Source organism: Pseudoxanthomonas indica (assembly GCF_900167565.1).
In the GTDB taxonomy this organism is placed as follows: domain Bacteria; phylum Pseudomonadota; class Gammaproteobacteria; order Xanthomonadales; family Xanthomonadaceae; genus Pseudoxanthomonas_A; species Pseudoxanthomonas_A indica.
The window spans coordinates 1,720,519-1,740,697 of the sequence record NZ_FUZV01000001.1 but is presented as its reverse complement, the minus strand read 5'-3'; the positions used below and the strand labels follow the sequence as shown (position 1 = coordinate 1,740,697).

The following is a 20,179-nucleotide window of genomic DNA, read 5'->3' as shown; positions in this document are numbered from 1 at the left end:
TCTCCCGCGAGGCTGGCCCACCCGGACCCATCGCATGAACATCCCCAATCGCATCACTCCTGCCTGGAGCAACTGGCTGCTGGCTGTGGCCTACGTGTGCCTGGTTTTCAGCTTTCAATCCGCTTACGCCATTCTCAGCCGTTCGATGGCGCAGGCGCTGGGCTTGAGCGTCGGCGACGTCGGTCTGATCGGTTCCACCTACACCTGGGTGTTCGCTGCGGCGCAGGTGGCGGCGGGTCCGTTGCTGGATCGGGTCGGCGCGCAGCGCAGCTTGCCGGCGGCATGCACCTTGTTTGTACTCGGTGTGTTCCTGTTCGGCTTTGCCGAAGACCTGCGCGGTCTGTTGCTGTCGCAGGTGCTTCTGGCTACCGGCGCCGCATTCGGCTTCATCGGCGCAGGATTTGTCGGGGGCCTGTGGTTCTCGCCGGAGCGTTATGGGCCGATGTTCGCCTGGGTGCAGTTCATGGCGTCGCTGACGGCGTTCCTTGCCCAGGGCATGGCAGCGATGCTCACGGGGCTGTTGCCGTGGAACTGGATCGTCAACGGCGTGGGCATGTGCGGGCTGGGCCTGGTGCTGCTGTTCCTGTTCTTCCTGCGCGACCCGCCGGGCACGCAGACGCGCGGCTGGCCACGACGTCCTCTGCAGTTTCTCGGTTCGGTGACGGACGATGTGATCACTACCCTGGCCTGCCGCGGCGTGCTGGCTTTGATGTTGGTGGGCGCTGCTTCCTTTGGTGTGATGCTCGCGATTGGCGTGGTCTGGGGTCCGCGCCTCGGGGAGTCACTGGGCTTGTCGTCGACGGCGAGCAGTCTCTCGGCCTCCTGCTGGCTGGGACTGGCGGTGGGTGCGCCGTTGTTCGCCCGGTGGTCCCAGCGATCACGCACGCCTGTGCGTCAGCTGCGTCTTGGTGTGTTGGCGCAGTTGCTGCTGCTGGGCTGGATCGTGTTCCTGCCGGCAGCCAGCGTGGAATGCTTCACCTTGCAGATGTTCCTGCTCGGGCTGGCCTCCGGCGCGGCGATGCTGCCTTTCACCCTGGCCACCGCGCGTGCCGGCCAGCGTTACGCCGGCACTGCGGCGGCGCTGGTCAACGGCGCGCAGTTCATCGCCGGCGGCATCCTGATCGCGCTGCCGGGGCAACTGCTGCGTATCTGGGGCGACCAGTTGTCGGTCCGCCACGCCTTGATGGCACTGCCGCTGGTGCTGGTTGCCGCGCTACCTGCCTTCCCTTTCTTGTTGCGCGTGCAGGCGTCATCGCCGGCACGGCCTCTTCTGGAGTCCGACTGAATGTCCCTTCTCGATTCAACCTTCCGCCGCGCCCTGTTGGCCGCCGGCGTTTTCTGCGGCGCGAGCTTGGCCCCCACCGACGCGTGGGCGAACGACCTGCTGCAGTTCTCCGACTTCCGGGTCACCGCGCAGGGTGGCGGCGATTTCGTGCTGGAACCTTCGCACATGACCACGCTGACGCTGGAGCAAACCACAGGCTGGAACTTCGGCGACGTGTACTGGTTCGTCGATCAATCCTGGTACGCCAACGGCCCCGATGCCAGCGGCAATGCGTCCAGCTGGTACGGCGAGTTTTCGCCACGTCTGAGCTTTGCCAAGTTGTCCGGCCGGGCGCCGGGCGAAGGTCTGATCCGCGATGTGCTGATCGCGGCGACGTTGGAGCACGGGCGCGATGCGCGCCTGACGACGGCGCAACTGATCGGCCTTGGCGTGGATTTCAATCTGCCCGGCATGGACTACGCCAACGCCAATGTGTACGCGCGCAAGCAGGTGCACGAAGGCGATTTCGACACCTGGCAACTCACCCTGGCCGGCGCGCGGCATTTCAGCGTCGGTGGTCAGCGGTTCCTGGTGGACGGCTTCATCGATTACGTCGCCCCCGGCGGTTCGCGTCACTGGAACCTGCATGTCAGCCCGCAAGTGAAGTGGGATCTCGGTGCGCGCAGTGGATCGCCAGACCGGTGGTACGCGGGTGTGGAGCTACACTACTGGAAGCACAAGTTTGGTGTGGCGCCGATCCCTGGCGTGAAAACGACCGATGAGACCGTGGGACTGATCGTGCAACGCCGCTTCTAGGCAAGCCATCAGCGCCTGCGACGCCGCACCCCCGCGGTCCAACCCCTCTTGCCTGCTACCGTGATTGCGCACCTGCGCGACACCTGGAAACGTCCCCATGTCACTGTTCGCGCCCGCCTCCCGCAAGTACGCCATTCCCGCCATCCTGATGATGGCGATCATCGTGCTGCTCTCCAATTACCTGGTGCAGTTTCCACTCAATGATTGGTTGACTTGGGGCGCCTTCAGCTATCCGCTGTCCTATCTGGTCACCGACGTCGTCAACCGGCTGGTCGGGCCGGGCTTGGCGCGGCGCGTGGTGGTGGTGGGTTTCGTGCTCGCGGTGCTGTGTTCGATCTGGTTGGCCACGCCGCGCATCGCCGCCGCCTCGGGCGCGGCCTTTCTGTTTTCGCAACTGACCGATATCGAAGTGTTCAATCGCCTGCGCCGCTCACGCTGGTGGATTGCGCCGCTGTCTTCCAACACCGTGGCCGCTTGTCTGGACACGGTGATTTTCTGGGGCATCGCCTTTGTCGGCGTCAGCGAACACTGGTTGAGCTGGGCAGTGGGGGATCTGATGGTCAAGCTGGCGATGGCGACGCTGGTGATCCTGCCGTTCCGCCTGCTGACCCGGCGCAAGGCGGGCGTGCCGCTGGAGTGGCGGCGCTGACACACAGCGCCGCGCACGACCGGATTAGTGTTGGCCCATGATGCCGGCAAACACGCCAATGGCGAGCAGGCCGATGTAGCCGACGATCATCAGGATACTCAGGCCCAGCACGATCCACGTCACCACGCCGAGTTCGCGCCGCTGCCGCTCCGGATGACCGGTGAACGCCCATTTGTCCACTACCAGGCTGTCGACCATCATGTCGTGCAAGCCTTGCTTGCGCGCGGTCAAGCCGCTCATGAACGCTGACACCAACAGCGCCACGTTGCAGGTCACCATGGCCAGGCCGAAGAAGGCGGCCCAGCGGCCGAAGCTGCGGCCCAGGCTCAGGCCTTCGCCATTGCTGCGCACCACCTTGATGCCCACCGCCATCTTGCCCAGCGTTGCGTGGCTGTCCGAAGCGGTCATCCAGCTGTAGTAGAGCGCCTGGATGCCGTAGATCAACAGGATGAGCAGCAGTGGCAGACCAGCGCCGAAGATGCCCCTGGCGTACGACTCCGGGGTAAACGCCGTGCCGAAACCGAGCAGCGCCATGCCGCCAAACAGCAGGATCATCGACACCACGCTCAGGACCATGTTGTCGATGGCCGAAGCGGCAAAGCGTTTCAGGAAGCCGGCATAGACCACGTCGCCTTCATGGCTGACGACGAACGGCTCGTAGGTGGCCGCTTGCGGTGCAGCGTAGGGGGATGCCGCGGGCGAGGCCGTCGCCGGCTCCGCTTCGATGCCCAACGTCGCACTGTCAGGCGCATTGAACGCAAGCTCGGTCGCCAGTTCGCGCGCTGGCTGCCATTGCGCCATGCCTTCGCGCCAGACCAGCGTGTCGCCATTCAACTCGCCGCTTTCCAGGCGCGCCTGCAAGTCCTGTGCATCCACCGGCCCCAGGCGTTCGTCCGCCTTGGCGTAGTACCACTGTGCCATCCGTATTCCTTGGTTTGACTAGACGCGACCCATCATGCCGCTCAGACCGAGCATGAAGAATGCGAGGAAGATCAGCAGGATCGCCACGCCGTAAAGCGCCAGCACGATCACCGTGACGGTGCCCAGCTCCGTGCGCTGGCGTTCCGGCTCGTTGGTGTAGGCCCACTTGTCCACCACCACGGTGTCGCTGATCAGGTCATGCAAGGCCTGCTTGCGTGCGGTGAAAGCGGCCATGACGTAGCCCAGGCCCAGCGGGATGGCGCTGAGCGCGGTGGCAAAGAAGCGGCCCAGCGCACGCAGGAAACTGATCGGCTCGCCGTTGCTTCGCAACACCTTGATGCCCACCGCCATCTTGCCGGGCGTTGCATACAGCAGGGTCGAATGGAACCACGCGTGGTAAGTCGCGTTGATGAGAATCGCGCAGATGGCGGTCATGATGATCTCGGCGAGTTCGCCGCCGCTGAACAGATCCGAGATCAACGCGCCGAACAATTCGGCACACAAGCCGCCGGCCACCGCCAGGATGATGCTGTCGATCACGGAGGCGGCGACGCGCTTCCAGAATCCGGCGTTGACGACGAATTCGCTGGCGCGGGCCACCGGTGCAGGGTTGTGCAGGTCCGAGTATCCCGCCGCATAGGGATTGCCGGCGGCGGCGACCGTGCCGGGATCGACGGCGGCGCGGGCGTAAACGGGTGCGGGAGCGGGAGAAGGCTCGGTGCCGAGACTGAAAACGGCGCGACCTTCATGGCCGGCACGCGGTGTCGGCGTGGGCGCTGGCGTCTGCGCCGGCGCTGCCGGTGCAGCGGGTGCTGGCGTCGAAGCTGGCGCCCATGAGGGTGCGGCCCCTTCGATCGTCGCGGGGCCTTGCGCGATCGGTTCGAACCCGGAATCGGCGGCGGCAGCCGGCTCGATCGCGGTGCGCGAAAGCACCGGCGGCGCCACCACAGGCAAGGCGCTGGCGACTTCGCTCGCGGCAATGGCCGGCAACAGTCCCAACTGCTCGGCCAGCTCCTGCAAGGGGCGCCAATGCAGCATGCCATCGCGCCAGACCAGGGTTTCCATCCCGATCCGATCGCTGTGGAAGTACTGCTTCAATTCATCTGTAGACACCGGGCCGAGCTGTTGCCGCTCGGCGCTGGCGTAGTACCAGGTAGACATGCGGTTTCCCCAAACCTATGCAGCCGCCACGTTACCGGATTCCGCATCCTTGGCAAAGCCGGCCGGGCGGTTGGCCGCGGTCAGCCGCGGCACTCCAGGGGCAGGTATCTGTCGGGGATTTCCGAGTTGCAGGTCCACTGCTGCGAGCGTGGTTCCATCGACCACCACACCGCCTTGCCGTCGATCGGCTCACGGATGCCGCGCGGCCGCAGTTCCAGGCCACAGCTGCCGTCCTCGAATTGGCCGATGGTGATCGATTCGATCAGCGGACTGGCATAGGCTTCGGGCGCCTGGAAGCCCGGTGATTCGTTGCTCGGACACACACCGTCGACCCATTGCGCGGCAATCGCCGGGCGCAGCTGCGCCGCTGCCTGGCCGGCCTGCATCAGTTTGGATTTGGCGACGTAGTCGCTATACGCGGGCAACGCGATAGCGGCCAGGATGCCCAGCACGGCGATCAGCATGAAACCGCCGACCACGCAGACCAGCGCAATCACCACACCCCGGCTCATGCCCGTTGCAGCGGGTGCCGGCCGTGGTGCGGCATAGGCAGGACGTGTGGCAGGTGCCGCGGAGGCGGGCAAGGGGGGCGGCATGCTCATGCCGGCGGGTGCAGCGGTGAGCAGGCCTTGCAGGCCCAGCTCCGCTGCGACGTTGCGCAGGGACTGCCATTGCGCCATGCCTTCGCGCCAGACCGGCGTGTCGGCCATCACCAGGCCGCGACGAAAAGCGTCGCCAATTTCCTGCTCAGTGAGTGGGCCAATATTCCGGTTCGGCCCTTCCGAATAGAACCACTGCGCCATGCTTCCCCCTGAAGCGTCGAGGCAGGGTCAGTGTACCGGTTCGGGTTCGTCGACAAACATCTGGGTTTCCATCCAGGCATAGGCGGCTTCCGAGCCAGGCTGGTTGAACAACACCATCAACACGACCCACTTGAGGTCATCCAGATCCAACTCGTCCTGGTCCAGGGCCATCGCCCGATCCAGCACCAGCTCGCGCTGATCCGCATCCAGGATGCCGTGCTGCTCCAGGAACATCAGGAAGCCACGGCCTTCCACATCGAGCTTTTCCAGCTCCGGACCATGGAATATGCGGGTCGGCCCGCCCACGCGCGGCTGCGCCGCGCCCGGCCGTTGTTCGGCAAGCGCGTCCAGCCAATCGAAGGCCTTGTTGATTTCAGCGGGACTGAAGCCTGCCTGGATCAACCCGTTCTGCAGGGAGTCGCGGTCGCGGATCGGGTCCGCATCTTCGGTGAAATAGTGTTCGAACAGGTAAAGCAGGACGTCAAGAATGCTCTCTTTCATTGCCCCTCGGCCTGCGCTCGATGGCGCTGTGGAGGAAAGAAACTAGCTTCTACGGCTATATCGGCCGTGTTCGACCGAAATCCACCCATCCAGTTCCATGGCCAGCAGCATGGAGGACAGTGAGGCAACCGTCAATCCGGTCCTTTCAAGCAGACAATCCATAGGGGTTGGGTCTGGGCCCAGCGCCAGCCACAAGCACTGGTAGTCAGGGCTGAGCTGGGAGGGCGCGGTTGCCGACCCGGGAACGTGCTGTGATTCAGTTTCGTGCAGGCGCGCGCGCAGCAGGTGACCTAGGTCGCGGGCGGGTCCGGACAGGGCTTCGATGACTTCGCCCGGCTCCTCCACCAGCCCGGCACCCTCGCGGATCAGGCGATGGCAGCCCCGCGACAGCGGGTGACGGATGGAGCCGGGCAGGGCGAACACCTCGCGGCCGCATTCTGCCGCCTGACGGGCAGTGATGAGCGCGCCGGACTTTTCGCCGGCCTCGACCACCAGGGTGCCCAGGGACAGCGCCGCCAGGATGCGATTGCGGCTGGGGAAATGGCTGGTGCGGGCATGGGTGCCCGGAACGAACTCGCTGACCACCGCGCCTTGCCTGGCAATGCGCCGGTGCAGCGGGCGGTTTTGCGCGGGGTAGGTCAGATCCGGCCCGGTGCCGACCACCGCCACCGTGCAGCCTGCTTCACGGGCCAGTGCCGCCTCGTGCGCGGCGGCATCGACCCCGCTGGCCAGGCCACTGGCCACTGCGAGGCCGGCGTCGACAAAGGCGCGGCTGAAAAACGCCGCATGGTCACGGCCGGTGGCCGTGGCCGCACGGCTGCCCACGATGGCCACCAAAGGGCGCCACAGTGCCGTCGGGTCGCCATCCACGAACAGTGCGACGGGCGGACTGCTGCAACGACGCAACAGCGCCGGGTAGTCGGGCTCGTGCCAACCGAGCAGATGGTGCCCGGGATGATCCAGCCAGGCCAGGGCGTGGGACAGCACATCCCGATCAGGCGCATGCAGGCTCGCCCGCTGTTGCGGATCCAGGCCGGCGTCACGCCATGCGCGCGGACCGGCGGCCAGGGCCGCGGCCGGCGTGCCGTGCCGTTCCAGCAGCGCGCGACGGGGCGCCAATGCGCCTCCGCTCATCAACAACCGCAACAGCGGGGCATGGTCCTGGCTCATCGGCACAGGCTAGGCCGCAAACGAAAACGGCGCCCTCAGGCGCCGTCTCGTTGTGCTGTAGGAAAACCCCGCGCCCGGATGCGCTCAGTAGGTGGCGTCCGGATGCTTGAGCTCGTAGCCCACATGGCTGGGCTTGATGCCTTCCATCACCAGGCCATAGCTGACCTTTTCGAAGGTGCGGAAGATCATCACGTGGCCGACGTACTCGTCCGGCAGGCTGACGCGACCGGCGCCACTACGCGGCTGGTCGTCCAGACGCGAGGAGTTCGGCCAGCGCACGTCATTGTTGACGTGGCTGCCCTGCCGCCAGATGGACAGCACGGTGCCGTTGTCCAGGCCTTCGCGGCTGCCGCCGGAAATGGCGACCACATCACGCGGACCACCGGCCACCAGCGCCGAGGCGACAGCGGCGATCTGCAGCTTGCCTTCCGAAATGCCCACGCTGGGGGCATGCGGGAAGAATTGCAGGTCGTACGGCTTGGCCTGCACCGGCACGATGCGATCGCCCACGCGGACTTCCTTGCCACTGTCCTGCAGGGTCAGGCTGATGGTCTCGGTGCCCGGCACCAGGCCGCGGGTGACCGTACCGACATTGACCTGCTCCAGCTCATAGCCCAGCAGCTCGACCGGGCCACCATCGGCCAGGGCCGAACTGTTCCAGAGGCTGTCCAGGCCACCGGCCGGCGCGCCCTTGATGCGGCGACCGCGGAAGTCCAGGTCCTCGCTGTAGGTGAGGTACTCGCCGCTGGAGTTCACGTGGGTCTGGGTATAGCGCTGGGTCGGACGAACGACCGCATAGCGCTCGCCGACCTGCGCCTGGTCCAGGCCCAGAACATAGACGAGCTGGCCGGCGGTGGCGCGCAGCTGGTTTTCTTCCAGGCCTGCCACGTAGGGCAGTTCGCGGAAGCTGTCGGCCACGCTCAGGTTCTTCAGGAACGGCTCGACATCCGACAACGGGATGGCGTTGAGCGGCTGTTCCTCGCGCGGACCGGCCTGTACCGCCACGCGATCCAGATAGGCCAGGCTCAGCACGTCACCCGGATAGATGAGATGCGGATTCTTGATCTGCGGGTTGGCCTGCCAGATTTCCGGCCAGAGCCAGGGCTTCTTCAGGAACTTGGCAGAGATGTCCCACAAGGTATCGCCGCGCTTGACCACGTAGGTGTCCGGATGGCTGCCCGACAGGTCGGCGGCAACGGCATAGGACCCCACGGTGAACGCCGCAACGGCGAGAACCGTACGAAAACTTTTAAACATGGTCGTATCTACCTGATTCCCCGACAGGTGGTTCGCACTATAGTCCAGAAAACCCGGCGCAACGCAAGCGCCCGAGTTAGAATCCGTGAGGTCTTGCCGGATTCCACTGGCGCCCCCATCTTGCTGACACCATGGCCCTGCTTCCCATCCTCGAATTCCCTGATCCCCGGCTGCGCACCAAGGCGGTGCCGGTCGATCCCGCGACGGTCACCGAACCGGCCTTCCAGCGCCTGCTCGACGACATGTTCGAGACCATGTACGACGCCCCGGGCATCGGCCTGGCGGCCAGCCAGGTGGACGTGCACCAGCGCTTCATGGTGATCGACATCAGCGAGGAGAAGGATGAGCCGCAGGTGTTCATCAACCCGGAGATCCTGAGCCGCGACGGCGAGCAGGTCTACCAGGAAGGCTGCCTGTCGGTTCCCGGCATCTTTGCCGACGTGACCCGCGCCAACGAAATCACCGTGCGCTACGTGGATCGCCAGGGCCAGTCCCGCGAGATCCCGGCCGATGGCCTGCTGGCCGTCTGCATCCAGCACGAGATGGATCATCTGGAAGGCAAGCTGTTTGTCGATTACCTGTCGCCGCTCAAGCGCGAGATGGTGCGCAAGAAGCTGGCCAAGTCGCGCAAGCACGTCGCCTAAGCGCCGCCCCGCATGAGAATCGTGTTTGCCGGTACGCCGGCTTTTGCCGTCCCCAGCCTGGGTGCGGCGCATGCCCGCAATGAAGTGGTCGCGGTCTATACCCAGCCGGATCGGCCCGCTGGCCGCGGGCGCGGACTGACCGCCTCGCCGGTCAAGCTGGATGCGGTGCAACGCGGCATCCCGGTGCTGCAACCGCTGTCCCTGCGCAAGGCCAGCACGCAGCAGGCGCTGCGCGCGCTGCAGCCGGATCTGATGATTGTGGTGGCGTACGGGCTGATCCTGCCGCAGGCCGTACTCGACATTCCGCGCTTCGGCTGCTGGAACGTGCACGCCTCGCTGCTGCCGCGCTGGCGTGGCGCCGCGCCGATCCAGCGCGCCATCGAAGCCGGCGACAGCCACACCGGCGTCTGCCTGATGCAGATGGAGGCCGGTCTGGACACCGGCCCGGTGCTGCTGTCGCAAAGCCTGGCGATTGGCGAGAACGAAACCGGCGGACAACTGCATGACCGCCTGGCCGAACTGGGCGCGCGCGTGCTGGCCGATGGTCTGGGCTTGCTGCGCGCCGGCATCCGCCCGGTCGCGCAACGGCAGCCCGAAGAGGGCGCCGTGTACGCCAGCAAGCTGGAAAAGCACGAGGCCCGCCTGGACTGGTCGCAGCCGGCCGAGCTACTGGCGCGCAAGGTCCGTGCTTTCGAACCCTGGCCGGTGGCCGAAGCCCAGCTGGCAGGCGAACGCCTGCGCATCCACGGCGCCATTGCGGTGCCGGTGGCGCATGGCGCCGCGCCCGGCACCATTCTGGCTGCCAATCGCCAGGGCATCGACGTGGCCTGCGGCGAAGGCGCGCTACGCCTGCGGGTGATCCAGCGCGAAGGCGGCAAGGCCATCACCGCCGCCGATTACCTCAACGCGCGCCGCGACCTGGTGAGCCCGTGAGCCAAGTGGCCGGCGCGCCCGTGCGGGCCCTGGCCGCGCGCGTACTGGATGCGGTCGTCCACCGCGGCCGTTCGCTCAAAGGCGAACTGGCCCATGCATTGCCGCAGTTGGTCGATGTGCGCGACCGCGCGCTGACCGAAGCGATCTGTTTTACCGCGCTGCGCCAGCGGACCCGCTACGACCAGGCGCTGGCCCAGTGGATGCCGCGCCCACTCGGCGCGCGCGATGGCGAACTGCGTGCCCTGTTGTGGGTGGGACTGGCGCAACTGGACGAGTTGGCGCTGCCACCGCACGCCGCCTTGTCGGCCACGGTGGAAGCCGCGCGCCTGCTGCGCCGTCCGCATCAGGCGGGCATGGTCAATGCACTGCTTCGGCGCGCGCAGCGCGAGGGTATCGCCGCTGCCGACCCCAGCCTGGCCTGGCCCGCGTGGTTGCGCACGCAAGTCGAGCGCGACTGGGGCGAGCGGGCCGGCACGATCTTCGAACAAAGCCTGCGCGCCGCGCCGCTGTGGTTGCGGGTCAATCCCGAGCATTCCACGCCTGCGGTATATCTGCAGGTGCTGGGTGAGGAGTTGCCGGACGTGCAGGCCAGCCTGTCGCCGCTGCTGGCCAATGGCGTGCGCATTGATACGCCCGTGGCTGTCAGTGCGCTGCCGGGCTTCGATCTGGGTGTGGTGTCGGTGCAGGACGGTTCGGCACAGCAGGTGGCTGATGCCTTGCAGCCGGCCATCGGTGCGCGCGTACTGGATGCCTGTGCGGCCCCCGGCGGCAAGGCCGCGCATTTGCTGGAACGCGATCCCACCTTGCAGCTGCTGGCGCTGGACATGGACGCGCGGCGATTGCGACGCGTGCAGGAAACCCTGACCCGGGTCGGCGCCCATGCCCGTACCCAGGTGGCCGATGCCGGTGCCCCATCGACCTGGTGGGATGGCCAGGCGTTCGACGCGATTCTGCTGGATGCCCCCTGTTCGGCCACCGGTGTCGTGCGGAGGCAACCGGACATCCTGATGCATCGACGGGAAAGCGACATCGACGCATTGATCGCCACGCAGGCGCGCCTGCTCGATGCGCTCTGGCCGCTGCTCAAGCCGGGTGGGGAATTGTTGTATGCCACGTGTTCGATCCTGCAGCGGGAAAACCAGCAGCAAATCGACGACTTTCTCACCCGCACGGACGATGCCCAGGCCGTGGCACTCGATGAGCGCTTTGGCCAAGTGGCCGGCGCGGGGCGCCAGCGTTTGCCCGGGGAAGACGGCATGGATGGTTTCTTCTACGCCCGCCTGCGCCGGTCCGGGTGAGCTACCGGGCTTGTTCACCACTGTCTAAGGTGTCGCAATACAGCATGGATAAGTCGTCACAAGGAGTGCGTGCATGCGCGTGGAAACGCGGTCCCGCGATGCCCGTCTAGCGCGAATCAGCTTTCAGGCTGCCTGCTTCTGTGCGGGTTTTCTGTTGATCTTCGAAAACGGCCTGTACGCCTTCGCCGTGGGCCTGCTGATCGCCAGCGTGTTGCAGTGGCGCGCGGATCGCGGCGCCGGCACGCCCACGCCCGTACCCTTGCGCGCCGTACTGGGGTTGGCCGTGCTCGTCATTGCATGGGCGTCGTTGTCCGCCTTCAGCCATGACAAGCCCCTGCGCGTCCTCGACAACCTGTTCCGACTCTTGCTGATGCCCTGGTGCGCCTGGTTGGCCTGGCGCACCGGCGAGTCGCGCCGTGGCCTGTGGGCGGGCGCGCTGGTGGGCATCTCCATTGCCTTCTGCATCGCCTCCTGGCAGATGGAGGCGGGCTCGCTGCGTGCAGGCGGCAACCGCAATCCGCTGGTGTTCGCCAACCTGATCCTGGTGCTGCTGGCGATCGCGTTGACGACCGGACGCGTTGCCAGTTTGCGCAGCGCCAAGGTGGTCGCCGTGATCTTCACCCTGCTCGCGGGCGCGGCCATCGCCTTCTCCGGAAGTCGTGGCAGCTTGTTGGCCTGGGCGCTGCTCGCCACCACGGCGCTGGTGTTCCGCGGTGACCCGCTGCATCGTCGTCGACGCATCGTGTTGGGCGGCGTGGCGGCGGCGCTGGTGGTGGGATTGATTGCGATGTCGCCGGCCTTGCAGGCGCCCTTGCGGCTGGACAAGGTCAGTTCGGATCTGGCGCGGTTTGCGGCCGGAGATGCGGATTCGCCGATCGGCGCGCGCCTGCAATTCCTGCAATTGGCCTGGCAGAGTTTCGTGGCGCATCCCTGGCAGGGCGTGGGCATCGAGGAGTTCGGACAGGTCGTGCAGCAGTGGTCCGGCTGCCAGGCGCGACCGGCCATGGGCATGTGCGCACTCGAGCACGCCCATAATGATCTGGCCGAATGGGCAGCCACGCTTGGGCTGCCGGGGGCATTGGCGCTGCTGGCCATCTACGGCGTGCCGTTGGCCCTGTTTGTCGGGATAATCCGTCGCGCCGATCCGCGTTCGCCCAACCTGGCGGCGTGGGGCGGGGTAGCGGTGATCGCGGTGTATCTGTGGTGCGGATTGACGCAGTCGATGTTCGCGCATGCCGCCACGGCCACCGCCTATGCCTTGTTCACCGGCGTGCTGCTGGGGATTGCCCTGCACGACGCCGAACCTGCTGCCTGACCCAGCCAATTCGGAGCGCGATCCATGTGGAGCCGAGAGGACAAGCGCCAGTTCATCTGGTTCATGCTGTTCGCGTTGGTGGTGATCGGCGCGGGACTGGGCTTGCGCGCACCCTGGCCGGCTGATGAGCCGCGCTTTGTGCTGGTGGCCAGGCAGATGTGGGAATCCGGCGAATGGTTGTTTCCCCATCGTGGCCAGGAACTGTATGCGGACAAGCCGCCGCTGTACTTCTGGATGCTGGCGTCCACCTATGCGCTGGTGCGCAATTGGAACATCGCCTTCCTGATCCCCTCGCTACTGACTGCGCTCGGCACGCTGGCGTTGACCTATGACTTTGCCCGTCGCGCCTGGAATCCGCGCGTGGGCCTGTGGGCGGCCGGCGCGGTGCTGTGCGCACTGCAGTTCGTCTACCAGGCCAAGCGCGCGCAAATCGATCCCACGGTGGTGTTCTTCATCACCCTGGGCATGTACGGCCTGGGCCGGCATCTGCTGCAGGGCGCGAACTGGCGCTGGTATTGGCTGGGCTGCTTCGCCGCCGGGCTGGGCGTGATCAGCAAGGGCGTGGGGTTTCTGCCTTTGCTTGCCTTGATCCCGTATTGGCTGATGCGTTGGCGCGGCTGGCGGGGTCTGAGCTCACCGGCGCCGGTGGGCGCGGGCCGCTGGTGGCTGGGCGCGGCGAGTTTCCTGCTGGCCATCGCGCTGTGGTTTGTGCCGATGCTGGTGACGGCGCTGGTGGATGGCGACCGGGAACATCGCGCCTACTTGAACGAACTGCTGTTTCGCCAGACCGCCACCCGCTACGTCAACGCCTGGCATCACCACGCGCCGTTCTGGTACTTCCTGGAAGTGATCGCTTACTTCTGGCTGCCGTTCGCGATCTTCATTCCCTGGTTGATCCGGCCGTGGCGGCAAGCCTGGCGCGAGCGCGACGCGCGCGTGTGGTGGCCGCTGGCATGGACGCTGCTGGTGCTGCTGTTCTTCAGTGCCAGCCCGGGCAAGCGCGACATGTACATCCTGCCCGCGCTGCCGGCGCTGGCCTGGGCGGCGGCGCCGTTCCTGCCGGTGCTGGCACAGCGTCGCGGCGTGCGGGTGGCGTTGCTGGTGTTTGCCGGCGCGCTGGGTGGTCTGTTGCTGGGGGCGGGTGTGCTTGCCGTCACCAGCGATCCCGCGTTCGAGCTCAAGCTGGAAGCAGAGCGTGGCCTGGCGGGCGATGCTCATGCCGAAGCGCTCTGGTGGACCCTTGCGATAATGGGTGGGTTGATCGTGGCGGCAGCGGCGCGGCTGCGCGCGGCACGTGCGATTGCGCTTACATTGGCCACGGTGCTGGTGCTATGGCTGGGCTACGGCCTGGCGCTCGCGCCGCTGATGGACGGCGAGAATTCCGCGCGCGATGTCATGCAGGATGCGCGCCGCCATGCCGGTGCAACCGCGACGATCGGGCTGGTGGACTGGAAAGAGCAGCAGCTGCTGCAGGCCGTGGGCGCGGTGACCGAGTTCGGCTTCAAGGCGCCGGTGGAAACCCAGTGGGAACGCGGACTGACCTGGGTGCGTGCCGAGCCGGGCCAGCGGGTGCTGATGGCGCAAGACGCCACCTTGCCCGCCTGCGTGGATCGGACGCACGCTGAACCCCTGGGCGCCGCCAACCGGCGCAGCTGGTGGCTGCTGCGCGCACATGCACTGGCAACCTGCGACTTCGGCACGCCCGGCGCGCGCTGAAGCCGGCGTCCTTTCCAACAGCACCAGGACAATCGCCACCGGACAAGAACATCCCGTACACGTTTTCACCCAGCGCAAGCGCGCGGCAGATCGCAGTCGCCTGCGCCGAGTGGCGGCCGTCAGGGCGCGATGTACTCTTGCGGCCAGTACGGAGCCGACCATTGGCAGGTCAACTGCATCAGCCTGCCGTCGTCATCCAGGTCGATGCACTTGCGACTCTTCAGATTCACCCATTTGGTGGATCCTGCGAGGGAACTGCCGGCGCGCAGCTGCGCACCAACGACCCACAGTTGTGCCGGGTCGTTGAAATCGCAGCGTACGCTCACCAGCAACGCCTTGTTTCTGGTCGAAGCGTTCTGCACACCCATGCAGGTTTTACTGAGCACGTTCTGAAATGCGTAGGCCTTCGCGCCCTTGCGAAGCTTTCGCTCCGCCGGAATCCAGCCCCAGGCCTGGCTGCCGTCCACGACATCCGTCGCGCATGCCTGCAGACTGACCGCTGCGCCCTCGGCGTGTTGGGCATCGGCCTGCAGGCTGATGCATTTGTGCGAGTCGGCCTTGTTGATGATGCCGTAGTCAATCCATTCCGATTGCGCGCCGGCACTGGCCGATGCCAGCAGACCCGCGCCCAGCAATGCGGCCCAGCCCTTGGGGAAGTCGAATTTCATGGGGTTACCTCCGTTGTATGGGAGCAATGACCCTACGAACGGCGCGTCAGAAGTTACAACTCATTTTGCAGGGGTGGTTCGCGCATTGGCTGCGGATGATCGTGCATCCAGCGCATGAGCATGCAACCCGGAAACGCTCGGTGTCACCGCGATGCCGCGCGCTTCGTGCCATCACGCGACGAAAACGCATACCGCCATGTCGTGGAGATAGCCTGCCGCCGTCGGCCAGGATTCGTATTCGAATCCAGCCATCGCGTGGACGGCGCGGCGAAGCCATCACGACGCGGCAGGCGAACTGCGCAAATCCACCAGCGGCCTGCGATGGAACTCCTCGACATGCCGGTCCAGGCCCACGCTGTTGCGTACGGTGGGATTGCGCAGCGTCTGCGCCAGCAGATGATCGTTGGGACTGGATTCGCCGTCATGGCGTTCGTGGTGATACAGATGCACGGCCAGGCCGGCAAAGCGCAGCGATTTGCGTTGCAGCCCGGCATGCACGGCGCGTACCGCCAGATCCTTGTCCTCGCGGCCCCAGCCCTGGAATCGCTCGTCAAAGCCGTTGAGCGCGAGCAAATCGCGCCGCCACCAGCCCTGGTTGCAGGTCTTGATGGCTTCCACCGACGAGCCACGACTCAGCCGACCCCACACGCGCGCCAGCAAAGGCACGCGCAAGGTGTGCCGGCGCCGCTTGATGCCGGCATCGAAGAAGCTCCACTGCGGGCGCGTCGCCGCCAACAGGCGATCGCGTCCCTCTTCGTTGGTCAGCACGCGCATTCCCTGCACAAACATGCCCGGTCGCGCGGCGGCCAGATGATCACTGATGAAGCGAGGATGCGGCACCATGTCGCCATCCATCATGATCAGATAGTCGCCGCTTGCCGCGGCAATGCCGCGATTGCGCGACAGCGCCGCGCGGAATCCCTCATCCGGTATCCAGCTGTGTCGCAACGGCACCGGAAAATCGCGGGCAACGCGCTGCAACAGCTGTCGGGTGGATTCGCCGGAGCCATCGTCGGCCACGATGACCTCGTCCGGCAGGCGGGTTTGCCGCGCCAGTCCTTGCAGCACCTTTTCCAGCGCCTCGGGCCAGTTGTAGGTCGTGACGACCACGCTGACCGACGCCGGATGCAGGGCGGCGCCACCGCTCATTACGGTTTCCTGCCCTGGCGGTGGCCGGCCCAGATGCCCAGCGCGCGCTCATAGCGCTTCCACCACGGCGATTCGCCACGCAGCGCCAAGGTGGCGTAGCGCTTACGCTCCTGCCGCGACGGCGAGGGCTTGGTGCGGTATTCGTACTTGCTGTGATCCACGCAGCTGGCATCCATGCCCACGCGCTGCGCGTAGTGGCGGATGATGCCGTGGTTGCGCATGCGGTTGCGGTAAAGCGACACCGGATCGCGGCGGGTGGCGTACCAGCCGTTCTTGCCATGCGAGCGGTAGCCGACGCAGCCGGTGGGCAGGTAGTACTTGCGCGCGCCCAGGATGCTGGCGCCATGCACCAGGCAGGCGTCGGCGCACAGGCGCCAGGCTTTTCCGAATGACTCCGGCAGATCCAGGGTGTCCTGCGCCCAGCGCAGCCGCATTGACAAGGCCGAGGTCGGCGCGCCGTACCAGGGTTGCAGCAGGTAGGTGCTGATGGCGGTAAAGCCCAGATCCACGGGCCCGGTCGCGTCCTCGAACCGCATCTGTTCGCTGTGATCGCCGAACACCTGCAGGTCGCTGAAGACGAAATCCACGTCCTTGCGTGCGTCGTAGAGCGCGGCCAGTTGCTCGAGATAGCGCGGTTCCCAGCGATCATCGGCATCCAGGAACGCCACCACATCGGCCTGGGCCTGGGCCACGCCGCGCTGGAAGCCGACCAGCTGTCCGCCGTTCTGGCCGAACAGCAGGGTGACCCGCGCATCCTGGCCGTAGCGCTCGCTGAGCAGATCGCGCGAACCGTCGGTGGACCCATCGTCCACCACGATCACCTGTGTCGGCGCATGCGTCTGCGCCAGCGCACTGTCGACCGCCTCGACCACGTAAGGCCGATAGTTGTAGTTGGTGATGACGACGGCAAATCCGGTCATGCGCTGGGGTCTTCGCTCAACAGCTTGCGGAAATAGGCGATGGTTTCCTTCAATCCGTCTTCCAGGCCGACCTTGGGCTCCCAGCCCAGCTTGGACCTGGCCAACGAGATATCCGGCTGACGCTGCCTGGGATCGTCCGAGGGCAGCGGCTGGAACACAAGTCGGGACTTGCCGCCGACCAGCTTCAACACCATCTCGGCCAGTTCCAGCATGGTGAACTCGCCGGGATTGCCGATGTTGATCGGGCCGGTAAAGCCGCGCTCGGTCTCCATCATGCGCACGATCACTTCGATCAGGTCATCGACGTAGCAGAAGCTGCGGGTCTGGCTGCCATCGCCATAGATGGTGATGTCCTGGCCCTTGAGCGCCTGCACGATGAAGTTGCTGACCACGCGGCCGTCATTGGGATGCATGCGCGGGCCATACGTGTTGAAGATGCGCACCACCTTGATGTCCAGCTCGTGCTGGCGGAAGTAATCGAAGAACAGGGTCTCGGCGCAGCGCTTGCCTTCGTCATAACAGCTGCGCAGGCCGATCGGGTTGACCCGGCCCCAGTAGCCTTCCTGCTGCGGATGCACTTCCGGATCGCCGTAGACCTCGCTGGTGGAGGCCTGCAGAATGCGCGCATCCAGACGCTTGGCCAGCCCCAGCATGTTGATGGCGCCATGCACGCTGGTCTTGGTGGTCTGCACCGGGTCGTGCTGGTAGTGCACCGGCGACGCCGGGCAGGCCAGGTTGAAGATGCGGTCCACTTCCACGTACAGCGGAAAGGTCACGTCGTGACGCATCAACTCGAAGTAGGGATGATTGAGCAGGTGCGCCACGTTGCGCTTGCTGCCGGTAAAAAAATTGTCGGCGCACAGCACATCCTGGCCATCCTTGATCAGACGGTCACACAGATGTGAGCCCAGGAAGCCGGCGCCGCCGGTAACAAGGATTCGCTTCATCGATCAAGGGTCTCGGCCGGGGAGGGGGCCGCAGGCGGGGGCCAGAGCGGGATGTGACTATTGTCAATGATGTCCCGATGACCGCGAAACCCCGTCGCTGAACCAGTCCGTTCAGCGGGTTACCCGTTCACTGGCGTAATTGCGCTTCCCGCCATGCCTGGAACATCAGCACGCCCCACAAATGGGTGTGCCACTTGCGCTGTTCGCCGAGAAATTCCCCCCACAGCCCGCGGATGGTGGCCACATCGAAATGGCCTTCCTCGCGCAGACGGCGCTCATCCAGCTGCGCTTCGGCCCACTCCCGCAACGGGCCGCGCAACCAGTCTCCCACCGGCGCGCCAAAGCCGGACTTGGGCCGCACGACCAGGGATTCGGGCAGGTAACGGCCGAGCAACTGTTTGGGCAGATGCTTGAGGGTGTCGCCGCGGCGTTTCATCGACAGCGGCAACGACCAGGCGAACTCCACCACCCGCCAGTCCAGCAGCGGCGCACGCGCCTCCAAGGCCACCGCCATGCTGGCGCGGTCGACCTTGGTCAGGATGTCCTCGGGCAGGTAGCAGGCAAAGTCCAGCGCCATCAGGGCGTCGGCCGGCGTGCCATTGCGTGGCAGTGCCGCCGGGTCGTCGTAGGCGGTCAGTGCGCGGCGGGCGCCGTGGATGACTGTCTCGGGTCGCCGCCAGCGGCTGATCCGGTTGCGCGCCACCGCCTGCAGATCCACCGCGCCCAGTTCGCCACGCAGGGCGGCCAGTCCCCCCAGCCGCGCGCGCTCGCCGGGCTCACCGGCCAGGGTCGCCAACAGCCGCCGCGGCAGGCGCCGGGCGAGCGCCTCGTTGCGCAGCGCCCGCGCATAGCGGCCGTAGCCGTAGAACAGCTCGTCGCCGCCATCGCCGGACAGGGCCACGGTCACGTGCTGGCGCGCCAGCTGGCAAAGCAGGGCGGTGGGCAGCTGCGAGGAATCGGCAAAGGGTTCGTCGAAGATGTGCGCCATCCGCGGCACCAGCGCCAAGGCGGCCTGGCCATCGGCGCGCAGCTCGGTATGGTCGGTGCGCAGGTGCCGGGCCACGGCAGCGGCATGGGCGCTCTCGTCATGCACCACGTTGTCAAAGCCAATCGAGAAGCTGCGCACCGGCCGCGCCGATTGCGCCTGCATCACGGCCGTCACCAGCGAGGAATCGGTGCCGCCGGACAGGAACGCGCCCAGCGGGACGTCGGCTTCCATGCGCAGGCCCACCGCGTCGCGCAACAGCGCATCGAGCGCGTCCAGCGCCTGCGTTTCGTCACCGTCGAAGCCACGCGCTATCGCCGCCTCCTGTGCCTGGCGTGCATCCCACCAACGTTCCTGCTGCGTAGCCGGGTCATGCGCGCTCGCACCGGCCTGCCATTGCGCGGCATCCAGGCGCAGCAAGGTGCCGGCCTGCAGCTTGTGCACGCCGCGCAAAATCGAATACGGCGCAGGGATGTAATCCAGGCGCAGCAGCAAGGCCAGCGCATCGGGGTTGACCTGGGCGTCCAATCCCGGATGCACGCGTAGGGCGGACAGTTCGCTGCCGAACAGCAGCGTGCCATCGCCGCTCCAGCCGTAATACAGCGGCTTCTTGCCGACCCGGTCCCGCGCCAGCCAGAGCTCGCGCTGGCGGCGATCCCACAGGGCCACCGCCAGCATGCCGTTGCCGCGTTCCAGCGCCGCGCGCACGCCCCATTGCGCCACGGCCGCCAGCAGCACCTCCGTATCGGAGTGGCCGCGGAAGACATGGCCCAGCGCGAGCAACTCGCGCCGCAGTTCGCCATGGTTGTATATCTCGCCATTGAAGGCGATCACCCAGCGGCCGTCGGCCGACACCATCGGCTGATGGCCTTCCGGACTGAGATCGACAATCGACAGGCGCCGATGCGACAGCATCAGGCCGGCGTTTTCGTCCACCCAGGTACCGGCATCGTCCGGACCGCGATGGGCGATCGCCTGGCCCATGCGCTTGCCCAGGGCGTGCAATGAATCTGCGCGGTCACGCGCACTGGGCGACCAGGCGCCGGCAATTCCACACATCGG

Annotated in this window: 18 protein-coding genes and 2 pseudogenes; 8 read left to right on the top strand and 12 right to left on the bottom strand. The window is 66.3% G+C overall.

Annotation, left to right across the window (positions count from 1 at the left end):
• Window positions 1-34 precede the first annotated feature (34 nt).
• From B5X78_RS08105 to B5X78_RS08095, 3 genes are all read left to right on the top strand, one after another.
• Complete coding sequence (locus B5X78_RS08105) at window positions 35-1,285, top strand: MFS transporter (RefSeq protein WP_079723911.1); 1,251 nt, start codon at window positions 35-37, stop codon at window positions 1,283-1,285.
• Window positions 1,286-2,080 carry an outer membrane protein OmpK gene (locus tag B5X78_RS08100; protein WP_079723910.1) on the top strand — a complete coding sequence of 265 codons (795 nt, stop codon included), beginning with the start codon at window positions 1,286-1,288 and terminating at the stop codon, window positions 2,078-2,080.
• Window positions 2,081-2,177: 97 nt separating this feature from the next.
• Window positions 2,178-2,729 carry a queuosine precursor transporter gene (locus B5X78_RS08095; RefSeq protein WP_079723909.1) on the top strand — a complete coding sequence of 184 codons (552 nt, stop codon included), beginning with the start codon at window positions 2,178-2,180 and terminating at the stop codon, window positions 2,727-2,729.
• Window positions 2,730-2,854: 125 nt separating this feature from the next.
• Here B5X78_RS08095 and B5X78_RS18895 read toward each other — a convergent pair.
• From B5X78_RS18895 to B5X78_RS08065, 7 genes and pseudogenes are all read right to left on the bottom strand, one after another.
• Window positions 2,855-2,981: pseudogene (locus B5X78_RS18895) on the bottom strand (RDD family protein); the annotation flags it as partial.
• Between the two features lie 3 nt (window positions 2,982-2,984).
• Window positions 2,985-3,650: pseudogene (locus tag B5X78_RS08090) on the bottom strand (GYF domain-containing protein); the annotation flags it as partial.
• Between the two features lie 18 nt (window positions 3,651-3,668).
• Window positions 3,669-4,811 (bottom strand): RDD family protein, encoded by a 1,143-nt coding sequence (locus B5X78_RS08085; RefSeq protein ID WP_079723907.1) that lies wholly within the window; start codon window positions 4,809-4,811, stop codon window positions 3,669-3,671.
• Window positions 4,812-4,891: 80 nt separating this feature from the next.
• A complete protein-coding gene (locus B5X78_RS08080; RefSeq protein WP_079723906.1) occupies window positions 4,892-5,614 on the bottom strand; it encodes a GYF domain-containing protein in 723 nt (240 codons plus the stop codon).
• A 27-nt stretch (window positions 5,615-5,641) separates the two neighbouring features.
• Window positions 5,642-6,115 (bottom strand): DUF494 family protein, encoded by a 474-nt coding sequence (locus tag B5X78_RS08075; protein WP_079723905.1) that lies wholly within the window; start codon window positions 6,113-6,115, stop codon window positions 5,642-5,644.
• A gap of 42 nt (window positions 6,116-6,157) precedes the next feature.
• Complete coding sequence (dprA, locus tag B5X78_RS08070) at window positions 6,158-7,285, bottom strand: DNA-processing protein DprA (RefSeq protein WP_079723904.1); 1,128 nt, start codon at window positions 7,283-7,285, stop codon at window positions 6,158-6,160.
• A gap of 84 nt (window positions 7,286-7,369) precedes the next feature.
• Window positions 7,370-8,542: a LysM peptidoglycan-binding domain-containing protein gene (locus B5X78_RS08065; protein WP_079723903.1), complete on the bottom strand. Its 1,173-nt coding sequence runs from the start codon at window positions 8,540-8,542 to the stop codon at window positions 7,370-7,372.
• A 131-nt stretch (window positions 8,543-8,673) separates the two neighbouring features.
• Between B5X78_RS08065 and def the strand changes: the two genes are divergently transcribed.
• The 5 genes from def (at window position 8,674) to B5X78_RS08040 (ending at window position 14,448) form a co-directional block, all read left to right on the top strand.
• A complete protein-coding gene (def, locus tag B5X78_RS08060; protein WP_079723902.1) occupies window positions 8,674-9,186 on the top strand; it encodes a peptide deformylase in 513 nt (170 codons plus the stop codon).
• A gap of 12 nt (window positions 9,187-9,198) precedes the next feature.
• Entirely contained in the window at window positions 9,199-10,119 is a 921-nt protein-coding gene (gene fmt, locus B5X78_RS08055) for a methionyl-tRNA formyltransferase (protein ID WP_079723901.1), read from the top strand.
• On the top strand, window positions 10,116-11,417 hold the full coding sequence (rsmB, locus tag B5X78_RS08050; RefSeq protein WP_079723900.1) for a 16S rRNA (cytosine(967)-C(5))-methyltransferase RsmB: 1,302 nt from the start codon (window positions 10,116-10,118) through the stop codon (window positions 11,415-11,417). The genes fmt and rsmB overlap by 4 nt, the downstream gene beginning before the upstream one ends.
• Window positions 11,418-11,571: 154 nt before the next feature.
• Window positions 11,572-12,732 carry an O-antigen ligase family protein gene (locus tag B5X78_RS08045; protein WP_176140804.1) on the top strand — a complete coding sequence of 387 codons (1,161 nt, stop codon included), beginning with the start codon at window positions 11,572-11,574 and terminating at the stop codon, window positions 12,730-12,732.
• 24 nt (window positions 12,733-12,756) lie between these two features.
• Window positions 12,757-14,448, top strand: coding sequence for an ArnT family glycosyltransferase (locus B5X78_RS08040; protein ID WP_079723898.1), 1,692 nt, complete (start codon window positions 12,757-12,759; stop codon window positions 14,446-14,448).
• A 119-nt stretch (window positions 14,449-14,567) separates the two neighbouring features.
• Here B5X78_RS08040 and B5X78_RS08035 read toward each other — a convergent pair whose 3' ends face one another.
• The 5 genes from B5X78_RS08035 to asnB form a co-directional block, all read right to left on the bottom strand.
• Window positions 14,568-15,116 carry an RICIN domain-containing protein gene (locus B5X78_RS08035; protein WP_079723897.1) on the bottom strand — a complete coding sequence of 183 codons (549 nt, stop codon included), beginning with the start codon at window positions 15,114-15,116 and terminating at the stop codon, window positions 14,568-14,570.
• A 276-nt stretch (window positions 15,117-15,392) separates the two neighbouring features.
• Entirely contained in the window at window positions 15,393-16,265 is an 873-nt protein-coding gene (locus B5X78_RS08030) for a glycosyltransferase family 2 protein (protein ID WP_079723896.1), read from the bottom strand.
• Window positions 16,265-17,185, bottom strand: coding sequence for a glycosyltransferase family 2 protein (locus B5X78_RS08025; protein ID WP_079723895.1), 921 nt, complete (start codon window positions 17,183-17,185; stop codon window positions 16,265-16,267). The genes B5X78_RS08030 and B5X78_RS08025 overlap by 1 nt, the downstream gene beginning before the upstream one ends.
• On the bottom strand, window positions 17,182-18,132 hold the full coding sequence (locus B5X78_RS08020; protein WP_079723894.1) for a UDP-glucuronic acid decarboxylase family protein: 951 nt from the start codon (window positions 18,130-18,132) through the stop codon (window positions 17,182-17,184). Before B5X78_RS08020 ends, B5X78_RS08025 begins: the two co-directional genes overlap by 4 nt.
• A 127-nt stretch (window positions 18,133-18,259) precedes the next feature.
• Window positions 18,260-20,176 carry an asparagine synthase (glutamine-hydrolyzing) gene (gene asnB / locus B5X78_RS08015; RefSeq protein ID WP_079723893.1) on the bottom strand — a complete coding sequence of 639 codons (1,917 nt, stop codon included), beginning with the start codon at window positions 20,174-20,176 and terminating at the stop codon, window positions 18,260-18,262.
• Between the last annotated feature and the right edge of the window lie 3 nt (window positions 20,177-20,179).